Source organism: Extibacter sp. GGCC_0201 (assembly GCF_017566055.1).
Classification (GTDB): Bacteria; Bacillota; Clostridia; order Lachnospirales; family Lachnospiraceae; genus Extibacter.
Window position 1 is genome coordinate 23,973 of sequence record NZ_JABFCH010000004.1, and the last position, 16,525, is coordinate 40,497.

The 16,525-nt window shown below is 46.1% G+C and carries 22 protein-coding genes; 18 read left to right on the forward strand and 4 right to left on the reverse strand.

Translation table 11 applies throughout. The features are described from left to right. Positions 1–14: 14 nt before the first annotated feature. Positions 15–251 carry a YaaL family protein gene (locus tag HJV72_RS03630; RefSeq protein ID WP_208068742.1) on the reverse strand — a complete coding sequence of 79 codons (237 nt, stop codon included), beginning with the start codon at positions 249–251 and terminating at the stop codon, positions 15–17. Between the two features lie 121 nt (positions 252–372). Here HJV72_RS03630 and HJV72_RS03635 point away from each other — a divergent pair, with 121 nt between their 5' ends. The 12 genes from HJV72_RS03635 to HJV72_RS03690 all read left to right on the forward strand — a co-directional run bounded on the left by HJV72_RS03635 (position 373) and on the right by HJV72_RS03690 (position 9,584). Next, complete coding sequence (locus HJV72_RS03635) at positions 373–582, forward strand: pro-sigmaK processing inhibitor BofA family protein (protein WP_066581097.1); 210 nt, start codon at positions 373–375, stop codon at positions 580–582. Between the two features lie 229 nt (positions 583–811). Continuing rightward, entirely contained in the window at positions 812–1,732 is a 921-nt protein-coding gene (locus tag HJV72_RS03640) for a hypothetical protein (protein ID WP_208068744.1), read from the forward strand. After that, complete coding sequence (locus HJV72_RS03645; RefSeq protein WP_208068746.1) at positions 1,729–2,931, forward strand: CpaF family protein; 1,203 nt, start codon at positions 1,729–1,731, stop codon at positions 2,929–2,931. Before HJV72_RS03640 ends, HJV72_RS03645 begins: the two co-directional genes overlap by 4 nt. Next, positions 2,888–3,643 carry a type II secretion system F family protein gene (locus HJV72_RS03650; RefSeq protein ID WP_208068748.1) on the forward strand — a complete coding sequence of 252 codons (756 nt, stop codon included), beginning with the start codon at positions 2,888–2,890 and terminating at the stop codon, positions 3,641–3,643. The genes HJV72_RS03645 and HJV72_RS03650 overlap by 44 nt, the downstream gene beginning before the upstream one ends. Continuing rightward, positions 3,643–4,851, forward strand: coding sequence for a hypothetical protein (locus tag HJV72_RS03655; protein ID WP_208068750.1), 1,209 nt, complete (start codon positions 3,643–3,645; stop codon positions 4,849–4,851). Before HJV72_RS03650 ends, HJV72_RS03655 begins: the two co-directional genes overlap by 1 nt. A 14-nt stretch (positions 4,852–4,865) precedes the next feature. After that, complete coding sequence (locus tag HJV72_RS03660; protein ID WP_084002688.1) at positions 4,866–5,042, forward strand: Flp1 family type IVb pilin; 177 nt, start codon at positions 4,866–4,868, stop codon at positions 5,040–5,042. Positions 5,043–5,063: 21 nt separating this feature from the next. After that, the gene (locus tag HJV72_RS03665) at positions 5,064–6,431 is read left to right on the forward strand and encodes a DUF5702 domain-containing protein (RefSeq protein WP_208068752.1); all 1,368 of its coding nucleotides are present in this window, start codon (positions 5,064–5,066) and stop codon (positions 6,429–6,431) included. An 85-nt stretch (positions 6,432–6,516) separates the two neighbouring features. Next, on the forward strand, positions 6,517–7,320 hold the full coding sequence (locus tag HJV72_RS03670; protein WP_208068754.1) for a TadE/TadG family type IV pilus assembly protein: 804 nt from the start codon (positions 6,517–6,519) through the stop codon (positions 7,318–7,320). Further along, a complete protein-coding gene (locus HJV72_RS03675; protein ID WP_330618761.1) occupies positions 7,308–7,739 on the forward strand; it encodes a prepilin peptidase in 432 nt (143 codons plus the stop codon). The genes HJV72_RS03670 and HJV72_RS03675 overlap by 13 nt, the downstream gene beginning before the upstream one ends. Position 7,740: 1 nt before the next feature. Next, positions 7,741–8,142: a TadE family protein gene (locus tag HJV72_RS03680; protein WP_208068756.1), complete on the forward strand. Its 402-nt coding sequence runs from the start codon at positions 7,741–7,743 to the stop codon at positions 8,140–8,142. Between the two features lie 4 nt (positions 8,143–8,146). Beyond that, positions 8,147–8,881, forward strand: a complete 735-nt coding sequence (locus HJV72_RS03685) for a DUF6382 domain-containing protein (RefSeq protein ID WP_208068758.1) — start codon at positions 8,147–8,149, stop codon at positions 8,879–8,881. A gap of 76 nt (positions 8,882–8,957) precedes the next feature. Then, positions 8,958–9,584: a rhomboid family intramembrane serine protease gene (locus tag HJV72_RS03690; RefSeq protein WP_208068760.1), complete on the forward strand. Its 627-nt coding sequence runs from the start codon at positions 8,958–8,960 to the stop codon at positions 9,582–9,584. Here HJV72_RS03690 and HJV72_RS03695 read toward each other — a convergent pair. Next, a complete protein-coding gene (locus tag HJV72_RS03695; protein WP_208068761.1) occupies positions 9,513–10,250 on the reverse strand; it encodes a sensor histidine kinase in 738 nt (245 codons plus the stop codon). The genes HJV72_RS03690 and HJV72_RS03695 overlap by 72 nt on opposite strands. Before the next feature lie 84 nt (positions 10,251–10,334). Here HJV72_RS03695 and HJV72_RS03700 point away from each other — a divergent pair, with 84 nt between their 5' ends. Then, a complete protein-coding gene (locus tag HJV72_RS03700; RefSeq protein WP_208068762.1) occupies positions 10,335–10,742 on the forward strand; it encodes an HIT family protein in 408 nt (135 codons plus the stop codon). A gap of 20 nt (positions 10,743–10,762) precedes the next feature. Continuing rightward, positions 10,763–11,305 (forward strand): RNA polymerase sigma factor, encoded by a 543-nt coding sequence (locus HJV72_RS03705; RefSeq protein ID WP_208068764.1) that lies wholly within the window; start codon positions 10,763–10,765, stop codon positions 11,303–11,305. Between the two features lie 55 nt (positions 11,306–11,360). On the opposite strand, the gene HJV72_RS03710 is transcribed toward HJV72_RS03705, so the two are convergent. Next, positions 11,361–12,428: an undecaprenyldiphospho-muramoylpentapeptide beta-N-acetylglucosaminyltransferase gene (locus HJV72_RS03710; protein ID WP_208068766.1), complete on the reverse strand. Its 1,068-nt coding sequence runs from the start codon at positions 12,426–12,428 to the stop codon at positions 11,361–11,363. A 167-nt stretch (positions 12,429–12,595) separates the two neighbouring features. On the opposite strand from HJV72_RS03710, the gene HJV72_RS03715 reads away from it, so the two are divergent. Beyond that, on the forward strand, positions 12,596–13,423 hold the full coding sequence (locus HJV72_RS03715) for a DUF4367 domain-containing protein (RefSeq protein WP_208068768.1): 828 nt from the start codon (positions 12,596–12,598) through the stop codon (positions 13,421–13,423). A gap of 71 nt (positions 13,424–13,494) precedes the next feature. Continuing rightward, a complete protein-coding gene (locus HJV72_RS03720; RefSeq protein WP_208068770.1) occupies positions 13,495–13,977 on the forward strand; it encodes a DUF6147 family protein in 483 nt (160 codons plus the stop codon). Between the two features lie 278 nt (positions 13,978–14,255). Here HJV72_RS03720 and HJV72_RS03725 read toward each other — a convergent pair whose 3' ends face one another. Beyond that, complete coding sequence (locus HJV72_RS03725) at positions 14,256–14,501, reverse strand: TIGR03905 family TSCPD domain-containing protein (protein WP_208068772.1); 246 nt, start codon at positions 14,499–14,501, stop codon at positions 14,256–14,258. 259 nt (positions 14,502–14,760) lie between these two features. On the opposite strand from HJV72_RS03725, the gene HJV72_RS03730 reads away from it, so the two are divergent. Continuing rightward, the gene (locus HJV72_RS03730; protein ID WP_208068774.1) at positions 14,761–15,453 is read left to right on the forward strand and encodes a 5'-methylthioadenosine/adenosylhomocysteine nucleosidase; all 693 of its coding nucleotides are present in this window, start codon (positions 14,761–14,763) and stop codon (positions 15,451–15,453) included. Positions 15,454–15,583: 130 nt separating this feature from the next. Continuing rightward, on the forward strand, positions 15,584–16,507 hold the full coding sequence (locus HJV72_RS03735) for a hypothetical protein (protein ID WP_208068776.1): 924 nt from the start codon (positions 15,584–15,586) through the stop codon (positions 16,505–16,507). Positions 16,508–16,525: the final 18 nt, after the last annotated feature.

Consider the following 16,525-nt stretch of genomic DNA (forward strand, 5'->3'; position numbering starts at 1 on the left):
ATTTAGGTACATCATTAAATCATTTTTGCCTGGCGCAGAAGGAAACGGTAACGCTTCCATGCAGCGTTGCCTTTGTAGATATAGCAGTCAATCAGATCAGGGTCCGAAGCGTTCTGGAAATTCTCGTACGCATCTTCAATCTCCTGTCTGGCTTGGGCGATTTCTTCCACAAGAGTATTGCTGTCGGGATCAAAGGATAGCCTTTTGTAGATGTCTTCCTCCGCCCCATTGCCTCGTTGAAAAAGTTTCATAGGTCACCTCCAACATAAGGTTTATGTCCTCTTTTTACCTAGTATAGACATTATTTGAGAATAAAATACCTATCATCCGGATATATATGAAAACAAGAGAAGGAATAAAGGGGCTTTTGGCATGCAGGAAGAAAGGCCGCATATTGTCGTTAATTTTATCATACGGGCAATTCTTGGGATTGCAATAATATTCTTTGTAAATGAGTTTCTTTCAGGCAAGGGGATTTCTCTTCATGTGGGAATGAATCCGGTGACTTTTTTGACATCCGGAGTCCTTGGCATTCCTGGAGTTGCGCTCCTTTACGGGATAACCTTTTACCAAAATTTGTAAGGGTTGCACAAAGTTTGAGTATTTTTAGAAAAGAGATGGACAAGAGAGCAAAGTCCGGTTATAATCGTCCTACAAGTCAAATCTGATGGCTTGTATCTGATTGTTTTAGTTCTGGTTGATAGATTCAATTTATTTACACCTGCTGGACTGCTTAAGTTCAACGGGTCTTGTAATTCAAAGCCGTTTCGGCAAAGAATTTCTTTAACGAAAATGAAAAAGGGAGGTATTGGTGGGCAGCAAGCGTTTGGTAATCTGTGACCCTGAGGAAGGATATGCCTCCGCACTCGCATCGTACTTTATGAAGAGAAAGGAACTTGCTTTTCAAGTATATATATGTAGAAGTCTTCAAAATGTCATGGCGATGCAGGGGGAAGAGCATATCGATTATCTTATCATTTCAGCAGATTGCGATTCAGAGGAAAGGGGCCGTATAGCGGCAGACAGGAAGTTTATCCTGACGGTAAGCGGACAGGAACGAATGGAAAAAGATGAGATACCGGTGATGAAGTATCAGCCCGGGGAAGCGATTCTGACAGAGATTATCCGCTGCTGTGGCTTAGACGGCCAGTCCGGAGAACTTTATTTCCAGACGGCTAAAAAGGTCACGGGCACATTGATAGGAGTGTTCTCGCCGGTGCACAGGATAGGTAAGACGAGCTATGCAATCGAACTCGGACAGAAGCTTGCCTTAAAATCGGACGTATTATATGTGAACATGGAACTATACGGCGGCATAGGAGGACTCTTTGAGGAGAATCCAAGCTATACGCTTGCAGATGTTCTGTACTATTCCAGGCAGGAAAGCAAGAATCTGCCTCTCGTACTGTCGACGATGACCGGACGTATGAAGAACCTGGATTACCTGAACCCGATGCCGGTGTCTGACGATGTGAAAGAAGTTGCACCGCAGGAATGGACAGGCCTTATCCGGCAGATTGTGGAGAACAGCATCTATGAGACGGTTATTCTTGATGTAGACGAAGGGCTGCGGGGAGTATATGATATACTGCGGCTCTGCTCCGAAGTACATATGCCGGCAGCTGAGGACGAAGTAAGCCGTGCGAAGGTACGGCAGTTTGAAGCAGAGCTTCAGCTGCTCGGCTATGAAGATGTATTACAGAAACTGAACAGAAAGGAACAGAAGGGATGATACAGGCAGAGCAGTTGCATGCCAGAATAATGGAAGAACTGGATATGACGAAAGAGATAGAAGACGAGGAACTTACCGATCTTATCCACAGGGTACTTCAGGAAGCCTGCATGCAGGAATATATCACGCTGAGAGAGCGGACTGCGCTTGGCAAAGAACTATTCAATGCGTTCCGCAAGCTGGATTTGCTCCAGGAGCTGCTGGAAGACGAAAGCATTACCGAAATCATGATAAATGGAACGAAAAACATATTTATCGAGCAGGACGGGAGGCTGTCTCTGACGGATAAGCGCTTTACGTCCAGAGATAAGCTGGAGGATGTAGTACAGCAGATCGTGTCTGGCGCCAACCGGGTAGTCAATGAGGCTTCGCCCATCGTGGACGCAAGGCTGCCGGACGGGGCACGGGTCAATGTAGTGCTCGCACCGGTGGCCCTTGACGGCCCGATAGTCACAATCCGCAAGTTCCCAAAGGATACGATAACAATGGAACAGCTTATCGCATGGAATTCTGTCAGCCGTGAGGCGGCAGACTTTCTTACACTTCTCACCGCCGCAAAGTACAACATCTTCATCAGCGGCGGAACCGGTTCAGGCAAGACGACTTTCTTAAACGCACTGTCACAATACATCCCCGGAGATGAAAGAATTATAACAATCGAAGATAATGCAGAGCTGAAAATAATGGATATACCTAACCTGGTGCGTCTGGAAGCGCGTAATGCAAATGTGGAAGGCACCGGGGAGATTACAATCCGCAATCTGATAAAAGCAGCGCTCCGCATGCGGCCGGACAGAATTATCGTCGGTGAGGTCCGCTCTGCCGAGGCCATAGACATGCTGCAGGCGCTCAATACCGGACATGACGGAAGCCTCAGTACGGGACATGCCAACAGTCCAAAAGATATGCTGAGCCGCCTGGAAACTATGGTGCTTATGGGGATGGACCTCCCGCTTCCGGCCATACAGAGGCAGATTGCATCAGGAGTGGATATTATCGTCCATCTTGGAAGACTGAGAGATAAAAGTAGAAAAGTGCTCGAAATAGTAGAAGTGCTGGATTATCAGGGAGGTGAGATTATGCTTAGCCCGTTGTACGGATTTGAAGAGACGAAAGTGACAGAGGGAAAGATACAGGGTGAGTGGAGGAGAATTCATGAAATTACGTGCAAAGACAAGCTGCTGGCAGCAGGATATTAGACCGGCAGAGTATGCGCGGGGAACCTTGATAAGTACGCTGCTGACTGTGCTGACGGCCTGGCTCTACTACCGTTCTGTGCTCGCCGTCCCTCTGCTGGCCCCGGTGTGGCTATGGCACTACAGCTTATGGAAGAGGGAATGCCTGCAAAAGAAGATCAGCAGTTTCCAGCTCCAGTTCAAGGATGCCATCCAGGCTTTATCGTCGTCGCTTTGCACAGGCTATTCTGTAGAAAATGCATGGAAAGAGACAGAGAAGGAATTGAAGCTTTTATACAGTGACGATGACAGAATACGCAAAGAGCTCCATATCATCGTATCCCAGATAAGGATTCATGTTCCTATGGAGCAGATTATGGGAGACTTTACGGAGCGGGTACGGCAAGAAGACGTGCAAAACTTTGCGGCAGTATTTACTGCGGCCAGGAAGAGCGGAGGAGATATGGTTGCCATCATTCAGAATACGGCCGGGCAGATAGGCGACAAGATAGAAGTCAAGAGGGAAATAGACACCATTCTTGCGGCCAAGGAGTACGAGTTCAAGGTGATGTCCGCAGTACCCTATATCATTATAGGATATATGTCGTTAAGCTTTCCTGAATTCATGGGAGCTTTGTATGGAAATGTAATAGGAACAGGAGTGATGACGGTATGCCTCGCAGCATATATAGGAGCCTGCTGTCTTGGACAAAGGATAATAGAGATAGAAGTCTGATGGTTATCGCTGTCATCCTGCTGCTTGCTTCAGGAATAGTCCTTCTCATAGTAGACGGAAAGGCGTATGCCACTGAGACGGACGGGACGTTAACTAGGAACCGTTATGGCAGGGGAAGCAAGACGGAGGAGCTGGAAATCGGTATCCAGGGAGACAGGGACAGGATACCTATCCGATTAGAAATACAAGAACAGCAGTATGGCACAGAGGAGATAAAGAAGGTATTCGACCGGGCCATCAGCCAGATGGAGCGGCGGATCCTCGGGACCAATAAAAGCCTGGACCACATCGAAGAGGATATGGAGCTGATTCAGGAGATACCAGGGGAACCGATAGCGGTAGAATGGGAGCTTGACAGATATGATGTCATGAATATATACGGCGAGCTACAGCACGAGGCTCTGGAAGAGAAAGGGAGCATCATAAACATGAAAGCCGTACTTACATATAAGGCAGATCCTCAGAACCAGGCCCTGTACCAGTGTACGGCGATACTCTATCCAAAAGAGCTGAAAGGCGCTGCCAAACTTGCTGAAAAAGTAAGAGATGCCGCAGAGCAGACAGAGGAGGATACGAGGACGGAAAAGAAACTGAATCTGCCGGATACCATGGACGATAAGGTAGTTTCTTATTACCGCAAAATGAATATGAGAGGAGCGGTACTTGCCGTCATGGCGGTACTTGTAGCGATTCTGCTCTACGCTCAGGAAAAACAGTACGAATTCAAAAAGGACAAAGAAAAAAGGCTTCAGATGCTTCTGGACTATCCTGAGCTGGCGAATAAGTTTACATTGCTGCTCGGGGCAGGCCTGACGGTAAGGAATACATGGAAAAAGATGGTACGAGACTATGAGGAGCATATAGAAGAGAGGGGCATCCGGTACGCCTATGAAGAGATGAAGATAACGCTGAACGAGATGCAGAGCGGAGTTACAGAGGCCGAGAGTTATGAAAGGTTTGGCAGACGTTGTAAGGTACAGGAATATGTAAAGTTCGGAGCGCTCTTGTCACAGAACCTCAGAAAAGGGACGAAAGGACTCGTACAGCTGCTCAGGATGGATGCGCTCCAGGCATTCGAAGAACGTAAGGCAAGAGCCAGAAGGCTTGGTGAAGAGGCGGGGACGAAGCTGCTGCTTCCGATGTTCCTCATGCTTACGGTCGTGCTTGTTATTGTTGTCGTCCCGGCATTTTTATCTATGCAGATGTAGAAAGGAGAATGAAGATGTGGAGAATACAGTATATTATGCATGTCTTAAAGGATAAAAAGGGAATTGGCGTCGTGGAAGTCATATTGATTCTGGTCGTTTTGATAGGTCTCGTAATAATCTTCAAATCTCAGCTGACAAGTCTGGTCCAGACGATTTTTGAGAAAATTACAAGTGAAAGTTCCGGCATCTGAATGCTGCCGGCAGGAAATCATATGAAAAAAGGGGAAGTGACAGTATACTTAAGCCTGGTCTTTATTCTTCTGGTCTCTTTTTCAGGGGCTTTGCTGGAGAGCGCTTCGATACAGAATGCAAAGAACTACAGAAGGGCTGACATGAACAGAGCCGTGGAGTGCCTGTTTGCGGAGTACCAGAAGGAGCTGCTTGAAGAATATGATATCTTTGCGCTGGAAGGCAGTTACGAGACTGGCACGTATTCAGAACAGAATATAAAAGAGCGGCTGGCATACTATGGCGCCGGGCAGATGGACCATGCAATCAAGAGGATCCAATTTCTCACGGATAACGGCTGCCAATCATTTTATGGACAGATGGCCGCCTATATGCGCCACAGATACGGACTCGCGGCAATGGAAGATAAGACAGGGATGGCTGCGGTATGGAGGCAGCAGGAAGAGAAAGCCAGAGAGTATGAACAGGAAGACGAGGAGGCACAGGATACGCTGGATGGCCTGCTGGAGGAGAATGAGGCCGAGCTGCCCCGGGAGGACAATCCGCTGGAACATACAAGGCAATTGAAACAGACACCGCTGTTAGACCTCGTATGCCCCAAAGACATGCAAGTGTCGGAAAAGACGGTCCACAAAGACGACCTGCTTTCAAACAGAACACGTAATAAAGGATTTGGGGATTTTTCGGATACTGCGCAGCAAGACGGCGCACTATCCAAACTTCTTGTGGGAGAGTATATGCTGGAGCATTTTGACTGTGCGTCAGATAAGGATGAAAAGATAGGTCCGCTGGATTATGAACTGGAATACATTTTAAACGGACAGCCCGGTGACAGAGAAAATCTGGAAAAGACGGTCCGGAAGCTGCTCTTGCTCAGATTTGTACCCAATTATACATATATTCAGACGGACAGCCAGAAGAAGGCAGAGGCGGAGGCGGCAGCACTGGCACTGTGCACGCTGATTGCGCTGCCTGCTGTGACAGAGGCGGCCGCGCAGGGAATCTTGCTTGCCTGGGCCTTTGGGGAGACACTTGTCGATATACGTGCACTGCTGAAGGGCAGTAAAGTGCCAATCGTAAAATCAAAGGAAAGCTGGCAGCTTCAGCTCTCGGCTCTGTTGACCCTGGGGACGGATACCGACTACACAGAGGGCAGGGATGCAGAGGATGGGCTGGATTACCGGGAATATATAAGGATGCTGCTGTTTCTCGGTGATAGGGAAAGCATGGGGATGCGGGCGCTTGATATGATGGAACAAAGCCTGCGCCAGGAGAAAGGCCTCACTTTTTTCCGGGCAGACCAGTGCATCAGCAGGGTGGAAATCAAGACAGAATGTCCGTTAAGAAGGGGGATTACCTACCAGTTTTCTACTTATTACGGCTACCGATAGAGGCGAATGCAGATACCCTTCCGGTTCTCATTCATACACAGAGAAAACAACCACAAAATACAAAGAAAGGAGAAGGATTCGTACCATGAATAATAGACTCCCCTCACAAAAAATCTATGATAATCATGCCGGGAGGGTATCTGCATTCACCTCTGTGGAAGCAAGTATTACAGTAGAAGCGGCCATGGCCGTCCCTATATTTTTTCTTGCCGTCGTCTGCCTCTTCTACCTCATGGAGATGTCCGCCATACAGACTGCTGTCAGATCCGGGGTGCAGTATGCAGGAAAGGAGCTTGCAAAAGAGGCCTACGTCCTGCCTGCTGCAGTTCCTTCGAAGCTGGAAGCGGATATCGTCAATGCAGTGGGTGCCGACCGGCTGAACAGGAGCATCGTCGAAGGCGGGAGCAGCGGTATCCGCTGCTCCAAATCATGGATGTCACCGTCTACGGGAATCTGCAGCCTGACAGCAGAATACAGGATAAGGATTCCCATTCCCTTATTAAAGCTGCCGTCACCATCCTATGAAATAAAAATGAAGATAAAAGGATGGACCGGCTACGAGAAGACAGGATTCGGTGGTGATAGAGAGAAGACGGTCTATATAACAGAGACTGGAATTGTATATCATGAGAATTACCATTGCACCCATCTGGAATTGTCAATCCGTCCGGTGCAGTCAGCGGACATCCCTGAGCTTAGAAATGAAGGCGGGGGCAGGTACTATCCATGTGAGCACTGCGGCAGCGCTGGTTCCGGAGCCGTATTTATAACAGATTCCGGAAACAGGTACCACGGCTCGCTTGGATGTAGCGGGCTAAAGAGGACGATATACGCCGTTCCTGTGTCAGAGGCGGCAGGAAAGGGGGCATGTAAGCGGTGTGGAAAGTGAGCCAGATTATCTGTATCGGAGCTATGGCGGGGATGTCAGTGACTGATGTGATGTTCCGAAAGGTTCCTGAGGCATTCCTTATACTGGGGGGTGCAGCAGCCATATTGTATCAATGCATATTCAGGACGGTTGAGATATGGCTTCTGTTAGGAGGAGCAGGTATCGGCTGCTTCTTCCTGTTCATGAGCAAAGTAACCAGAGAGGGAATTGGTTATGGAGACAGCTGGGGGATACTGGTACTCGGATTATATATGGGCATGTGGAATCTGCTTGGCGTACTTCTGGGAGCCTTATCACTCCTGCTCATCGCCGCGATGGCGCTTTTAGCAACGGGGCGCTTCAAAAGAAATGCCTCCCTTCCGTTCTATCCATTCCTCACGGGAGGGTATGTTCTCGTACTATTGACAGGAGTTGGCTAATATGCTGAAAGAGAGAAGACTAAACGGAAGCATGACGGTAGAGATGTCCTTTATAATGCCCGTTATACTGCTGCTGGTCATGCAGTGCATTACCGCAGCCTTTTATTTTCATGATAAGAATATCATTTCAGGCGCGGCTTATGAGACTGCCGTAGTCGGAAGCACGAAAGCACACGAGGAAGGCGGTGCAGAAGAGGGAGAGCTTCAGGAACTCTTCCAGGAGAGAGTCGCAGGGAAGTGTATTTTGTTTCCGGGAGCAGATGCAGGCATCAGCCTATCAGAAACTGCAGTCGTTGTCACTGCCAGTGCATCCGTGAGAGGAATGGGGCTGTCTGTCATCAAGAAAGCCCGGGTTACAGAACCGGAAAAATATATAAGAGATATGAGGAGAATAGGAAGATAGGCGTATGGAACGGAAAATATCAATTGAATCAGAGGGCATATACAGGGAAGACTATCAGATAAGGATGCTGAAAGCTAATGCAGTCCCGGGATTCTTAAAGATACAAGGACAGGGTGTTGACGGCATGACAAGATACGATTATGAAGTAAGCGGTAAAGTATCTATGAAAGCAATGTACGAGCGTGGCAAATTAAACAGCAGGGATTTGGAACTGTTTCTGCACCAGCTTCTTGCAATTATAAAAGAGGCGGAGAAATACCTGCTGAATATACACTGCATCTTATTGGAACCGGAGTATATATTTTATGAAGATGAGACATTCTATTTCTGCTATTATCCGGCAGAAGAGCATGACATATGGGATGCACTGAAGCAGCTTGCCGATTATTTCGTAAAGCATGCCGATTATAAGGAGGCTGCCTGCGTACAGATGGTATTTGCTCTGCACAAAGGTGTCCTGGAAGAGAATTACAGCCTTGAAAAGCTGACGGAAACTTGTATGGAAGCGGCGAAAACAGCTACGTTTGAAGAATGGAAGCAGGAGAAGGAGCAGCCACAGGAGGCGGCTCCCATATACGACAGAAAGGAACATGACTGGATTGCAGAGCAGGAGATGGCAGGCACTATCATGGAAGAGACTGAAAACCTCTGGACTCCGGTCAAACGCTTTCTGAACAGACACAGGAAACCAAAATGGGGAGATTTTGACGGATTGTACATAGAGGAAGAAGAATTATAAAAATACACTAGTTACTATTTAGAAAAGGTATGTTATACTAGGAATGATATTAAAAGAGGGAAAATATTACAGTATTATGAAAAAAACCAGAGTAGATGCGCCCTGTACGGCTGTGATTGCAGCAGTAAACGTAATCGTATTCTTCATCCTTACAATGGGAGGGATGACGGAGGACGCAGAGTATATGCTTGGACATGGCGCGATGTATGTGCCTTATATAATGGAAGGCGGAGAGTGGTACCGTCTGTTTACGAGTATGTTTCTGCATTTTGGCTTCGAACATCTCGTGAACAATATGGTGATATTTGTACTGCTTGGCTGGAATCTGGAAGTAGAGATAGGAAAGATAAAATACTTGATCATATATCTTGCCAGTGGGTTATGCGGAAACCTGTTGTCAATGTTCGGTGATCTGCAGACGGGGAAATATGTAGTATCAGCCGGCGCGTCAGGAGCAATCTTCGGGGTGATTGGGGCGCTTCTCTATGTTGCAGTCCGCAACCGCGGCCGGATAGGCAACATATCCGGCCGGGGCATACTGTTCATGGTAGCAGTCAGCCTCTATTATGGATTCACCAGCGGAGGCGTGGACAACCTGGCACATATCGGAGGCCTCGTGTCAGGGTTCCTGTTAGGTGTCCTTCTCTATTGGAAGAGAAAGGGTAAACGCAGTCGATCTGCCGGGAACAGATATGACAGTTAAGGAACCTCCGTGTGCCGATGCAATACGGCGGCCGATGGCAAGTCCAAGGCCTGTCCCTCCTTGCTTGTGCGTAACGAACGGCTGAAAGATACCTTCGATATCTTCTTGGGGGATACCACATCCATCATCTGTGACGCTGATATGAAGCAGCTTATCTTCCACAAAAGCATGGAAATAGATGGAACCATCCGAACCTACCGCGTCTTTCGCGTTACGAAGAAGGTTGAGAACTACTTCTCTCAGCTTTACTGCGTCACCGCTGATAACCGGCAGGTCAGGTTCCAGCCTTGATGTGAACTCGATATCGCATTCAGCCAGAGAGGCGGCGAAAGAGAGCACGATTGGCCTTAGAAATGACGTACAGTCAATAGCGGAAAGACGCAGCGCTTCACCATTGTTATAGGAGGAAAGCTCTTCCAGCAGAAGGGTCATATATTCTATATCAGCACGCATACTGTCCCAGTATTTGTATGTAGTGACTTCCGGATGTTGTGACTCAATGAGCTGCAATGTGCTGTACACAAGAGTCAGGGGATTCCGGATTTCATGGCTGATACTGCTGATGGTCATCTTCTGTGAGTCGAGAAGCTTCTGTAAAAGCTCTTTTTTCTCAGGACTTTCGTCCATGATTTGTTGTAATTTGTCGAAGTCTGTCGCTGTAAACATAGTAATTACCGCCCTTTCTGAACTAACAGTTTAGCATTGGCGGTGTAAATAATCAATCATTATTTAAAAAGGAAGGGTATAATTATGAGAGAAGAAAATTGTATATTCTGCAAGCTCGCAAATGGAGATATCCCGACAGCCACACTGTATGAAGACGAAGACTTCCGGGTGATTCTGGATGCAAGCCCCGCATCTAAGGGTCATGCACTCATTATTCCCAAAGAGCATTACGCGGACCTGTATGAACTGGATGATGAGGTAGCGGCCAAAGTGCTGGTCCTTGCAAGGAAAATGATAACAAAGCTTACAGATATATTGGACTGTGACGGATATAATATCGTACAGAACAATGGAGAGGCGGCAGGCCAGACAGTATTCCACTTTCACATGCATCTCATTCCAAGACATAAAGATGACCAGGTAGGACTCGGATGGAAGATGGGAGAGCTCAGAGATGAGGATGTACAGGACATACTGTCTAAGATAAACTAGTAGAAAAGAAGGATGAACACGTGGAAATCAAGTCTATAGGCAGGGTAGCATTTGATGCAATCTATGAAGATAATATAAAGATTGTATACAAGACAGCATTACGTTATACCGGGAACCATCACGCGGCAGAGGAAATAGCACAGAACGTATTTGTAAAATTATATACGGTAATGGAACATATCAACCTGAACGCGGTAAGGTCCTGGCTGGTTGTGTCGACAAGAAATATGTCTCTCAATTTCAAAAGGGATGGTAAGCGTGAGATTCTATCTGACGAAATGTATGAAGACTGGACGATGGAAAGCACGGAAGATGAATTTGAGAAAAGGCTTCAGGAAAAAGAGTATAGAGATTTTGCTAATCATATCTTTGGAGAACTGTACCATTTGAATGAACGCTGGTACGAAGCCGTGACTTTGACTTACTGTCTTGAAAAATCACAGAGAGAAGTTGCAGAGATAATGGGAGTATCTGTGGAAGTGCTGCATAGTATGTTATATCGGGCAAAGAAATGGATTAGGAAGAACTATGAAGACCAGTTTGAACTATTGAGCAAAGCATAAAAACAGGTGCCGCAGTGACACCTGTTTTCTGCATTCTGTTACATAAAGGAACCAATTATTTGTTTACAACGGATTCAATCAAATCTATGATTGTATCGATAGAGTTTTGTTGAGAGGATTTCTTCATCGCTTCAATGTAAGAATCCTTGTGCTCATATAAACGGTTGATAGAGGCTAAAAGGATGTCTTTGTCCAGTTCTTCCTCTTCCAGCACGACACTGAATCCCTGGCGTTCAAAAGAACGGGCATTCAGAATCTGGTCGCCACGGCTTGCGTTGGCGGAAAGAGGTATAAGCAGGTTGGGCTTGTGAAGTGCCAGCAGTTCACATATGGCGTTAGCGCCGGCACGCGATATGACGATATCCGTGAGCGCAAACAAGTCCTTCAACTCCTCCTTAATGTACTCGAACTGCGCATAACCTTCTAAACCCTTCAGAGATTCATCAATTTTGCCCCGCCCGCACAGATGGACAACCTGATATGATTTTAATAATTCTGGGAGCACGGAGCGCACGGCGTCATTGACCGCAACAGAACCGAGGCTTCCGCCTATTATGAGTATAACAGGCTTATCCGATTGGAATCCAAGGAACTCGCGGGCCTTGAACCTATCTCCGGACAATAGCTCCTGACGGATAGGAGAACCGGTGAGGATGGCTTTTCCTGCGGGAAGATGTTCTAACGTCTCGGGAAAATTACAACATACTTTCGTTGCAGAAGGAATGGACAGTTTGTTGGCAAGACCGGGTGTCATGTCTGATTCGTGAATAATTGTAGGCACATGGCGTCTTTTCCCGGCCATCACTACCGGTACGGAAACGAACCCTCCCTTAGAAAAGATGACGTCTGGCTTCAATATTTTGACGAGCTTCTTGGCTTCTCCCAACCCCTTAACTACACGGAATGGATCTGTAAAATTCTGGACGCTGAAATAACGGCGCAGCTTTCCAGAAGAGATTCCATGGTAAGGAATGCCGAACTGTTCAATCAGTTCTTTTTCAATGCCGTTGTAAGAACCGATATAATGTACATCATATTGTAATTCTTTGAGACGCGGAAGAAGGGCGATATTCGGAGTAACATGGCCCGCCGTACCGCCGCCGGTTAAGATGATACGTTTCATAGTGACCTCCCAATCTTGATATATACGTATACTATATCATATTGAACTTACCGTTCAATAAGTATAAATAATGCCCACAGCAGGCATTTCGTTACCTTTATAATATACGTTTACAGGGGGATTGGTCAAGAGTAAGAGAAAAGGCAGGTATAAAAAGAGGTAAGTATATGAAAGAAAAACTAGACAACACGGAACAGCTGATACAAAAAGAGTTCCATAAAGAAGCAGACAGCATTGAAAAAGACGTAGAGGCATACTGTGCGGATGAAGTTGTTACGGCCAAAATCACAGAAGAAATACGTTCAAATATAAACGAAAATATAAATGATTATGAGAAGGAAAGGTTATATTCCCTTCTACCCGAAGAGGACAGAAAGGCGCTCGAGCTTGGACGAAAGATACAGGTAAAGAAAACGCGGAAGAAGAGGAAAGTGTATCTGAGCCTCGCGGCGGCACTTGTCCTGGCTATGGCCATCGGTGTGACAAGCATGGGTGGACCGGAGAGGATTATTAAATTAATGAATAGCGTTGTGGGAGATAGAGAAATATCACAGGTAGATTCAAGTGAGGATAATTACCTTTCAATCGAGGAGAAGGAGGAAAATGCTTATCAGGAGATTAAAGATACATTCGGTTGTGATATTGTTAGAGTAGTTCCATGTATTGAAGGGATGGTATTTGATAGTAGTGCACTTGATAAGCAATTACAAACGGCTGAAATATACTATAAAATAAATAATGAAAAGGTTTCCTTTTATATAAATGCCTCATATAGGGAGGCATCTTGGGCAATTGACATTGAAGATAATGTAACGAATAAGTGGACTAAAGAAATAAAGGGTTGTGATATTAAAGTAAAAGAATATAGTACAGATGGTTCTAAGGCAGAAAGATTTTCTGCTAGTTTTGAGTATAAAGGATTAGAATATTTTATAAATGGAACTTTTGATAAAAAAGATTTCGTAAAGATTTTAAATTATTTGTATTTTTTTTAAAAAAATGCGTCAGTTTTTGTCGAGCTATGTGTCTTTATATATGAGGGCAAAGGTAAGTATGGAGGTTGAGGATGAAAAAAAAGATAATATCAATGTGTTCCACTTTGATATTATTCCTGAGTCTTTTAGTTGCTAACGTAACTGATACAAAAGCATCATCAGACATTCCAATTGTTGATGGTTCCTATCTTACATACGATAATGAATCTATAGGGTATGCAATGAAAACGACAAGGGGGATTGATCTCCTGAATGGCTATTCTAAAGTTGTACGATTAGGACCTGGAAGTATTTATGCGGGTGGGACAACCGTTGCGGCTCATACTGTAGATAAAGTCAAAATTGCTGTTATTATTGAAAGAATTGCAGGAGAAAATGGTTCCTGGGAGTATTGTGCAAATTGGGAAAAGGAAAATCTCAATGCGGATAGAGTATCAGCTAATAGACAAGTCACAGTTGAAGGTGGATACTATTATAGGGTAAGATGCATTCACTCAGCCAATAATGATGTGAGTAGCTCATTCACTAATGGAATTTTCATCGAAGAACCGTAGGTATTATCAACTTGAATCCAAAATCTCTAAAGCAACAAAACAACATTTAATGCACCGTCCGAAGGGACTGCAGTAAGCACCGCTTGCGGTGCAGGAGAAACTATTAACAATAATTTCGACCTTACATTGAGAAACCGTAGGCTCACGTAACGAGCTAAAGTCGTCGCGAGCGGTGCTTACTGCGGTTCCTTCGGATACCAAAAGAACTAAAGGACTAATCATGAGAGGATACAAGGCTCCCCAGCTTTGTATCCTTTCCCCGTCGAAGCAGGGGTGAGCTATAACCGGTCTGTCGCTATCTTCAACGCTTTGGCGAGCTGATCCGGGCAGGACGTACCCTTACCTCCACAGTCGATGCCTTCCATACGTTCGATTGCGTCTTCTACCTTCATGCCTTTTACAAGTCTGGAGATTCCCTGGGCGTTTCCACTGCATCCCCCTACAAACTGCACATTTTGAATAATGTCATCTTCCACGTCCAGCCTGATAAGCCGTGAACAGACACCATGTGGCCTATATTCCATAATACTTTCCTCCTGGATATCGTCTAATATACATTATGTTTATTACATAAACCGTATTCAATAAGATACGATTATTGAATGGCTTTTGTGCAACAATACATAAATTTACATAAGGAATTATAACAAAGATATCTTAAAATTACCATATGTAATTACATCACCTTGCAAAGCAGCATGCCATCCACTATAATGAGACAAAGCAGTAGCCGGAAGGCACATTCCTATAATATATAGAATATATCGGGCCAGGAGGATAGATATGATTGGAATTATCGGAGCCATGGAAGAGGAAGTGGCGGCGTTAAAAGAGGATATGAAGATTGAGGAAAGTATCACGAGGGCATCCATGGAGTTCTGCCGTGGAACCCTGTGTGGAAAAGATGCGGTTGTAGTGAGGAGCGGGATTGGAAAGGTGAATGCAGCAATCTGTGCGCAGATATTGATTGACTGCTTCCATGTTGACCAGCTAATCAATACCGGAGTTGCAGGTTCGCTTGACGCGCGGATTGATATCGGGGATATGGTCATCTCTACAGATGCCCTGCATCACGATGTAGATGCCACCGCAGTCGGAGATCCGGCAGGACAGGTGCCAAGGATGGATACGCTCGCGTTTCCAGCAGATGAGGATCTTGTGAAGAAAGCAGTAGAGGCAAACCGACGGGCGAATCCCGATATCCGGACATTTATGGGCAGGATAGCAAGCGGGGATCAGTTCATATCTTCGGGCTGTGTGAAAGACAAGATACGGGATAACTTCCAGCCCCTCTGTGTAGAGATGGAAGGGGCGGGAATCGCACAGGCCGCATACCTGAACAAAGTTTCGTATGTCATCATTCGAGCCATTTCTGACAAAGCCGACAACAGTGCCACTATGGACTATCCCGCGTTTGAGAAGCTGGCAATCGTACACAGCATAAGGCTTGTAAAGCAGTTGGTGGAAATGATCTAAATGGTGCCTCGGGAAGATCTGAACGGATTAGACAGGATTTCCCCTGTCGGGAGGCGGATTATGTAGAATGGTTTTTGACGCTCTCTTTCATGACTTCGGTTATAATCGAATCAAGAAGGAGGGCTTTTTTATGTTAGAATTTATATTGGACAAGCATATTTTATTTGTGCTTATGGGAGTTATGACAGTATTGGGGATTATCAGCAAACTGATCGTGAATGTTACCCTGAAGCGTATGGTGCGTGCAGCCGGAAATATGAATAAGAGTACACATCCGCTCATGCGCCTTGTTCGTGCCAAGTTTGAACATGCATGTATGATCAGCGACACCGTGGAGAATGTCAACGTGTTTGTGGACAAGTATCTGTATGAATACCGTACCGCAGGAATGAAGCTTCATAGCTGGAGGCGCATGGAGAAAGCAGCGGCAGGTATGTGCCTGCTCATCGGCGCTGCCGGTGCGGCGCTTCAGTATGTCGTGAACGGGATGCAGGATATGGTGCTGAAGACAGGTGCAACAGGCGCAGGGCTAGCAATCCTGGTCTTTCTCTTCCACCTGACGACAGATGAGAATTACAGGCTGGACGCCGTAAGAAACTATATGGTAGATTATCTGGAAAATGTTTGTCTACACCGCTATGAAAAGACATACCAGAAAGAACTGAAGGTCATGGCGCCGGAGTCGCCTGCTGTAGAGTTTGGGGCAGTTTCTGACAAGGCTATCGAAGCGGAAGAAAAGAAGGAGGACAAGCGGGGTACGCCGGAGCGGCCGATGCCGGAACGGGAAGTGCCGTCTCCGTCAACGAAGCCGGAGATTACGCCTCCTGTCATGCCGGAACCGTATGATGTTCCGGATGTGAAGGATCCGATTAGAGCAATGGCTGAAAAGGTGATCAAAGAAGAGGTAAGAGAACCGGTGCAGATGATAAAGGAACCAGTTCAGATGAAAAAGGAACCGGTGCAGATAAAAGAAGAAAAGAAGCCGGAGAAGAAGCAGGAACCGCTGGCCAAAGATGTGCTTATCCGTCAGATTCTGGAAGAGTTTATGGCTTGATTAAAACTTCCCGATCTG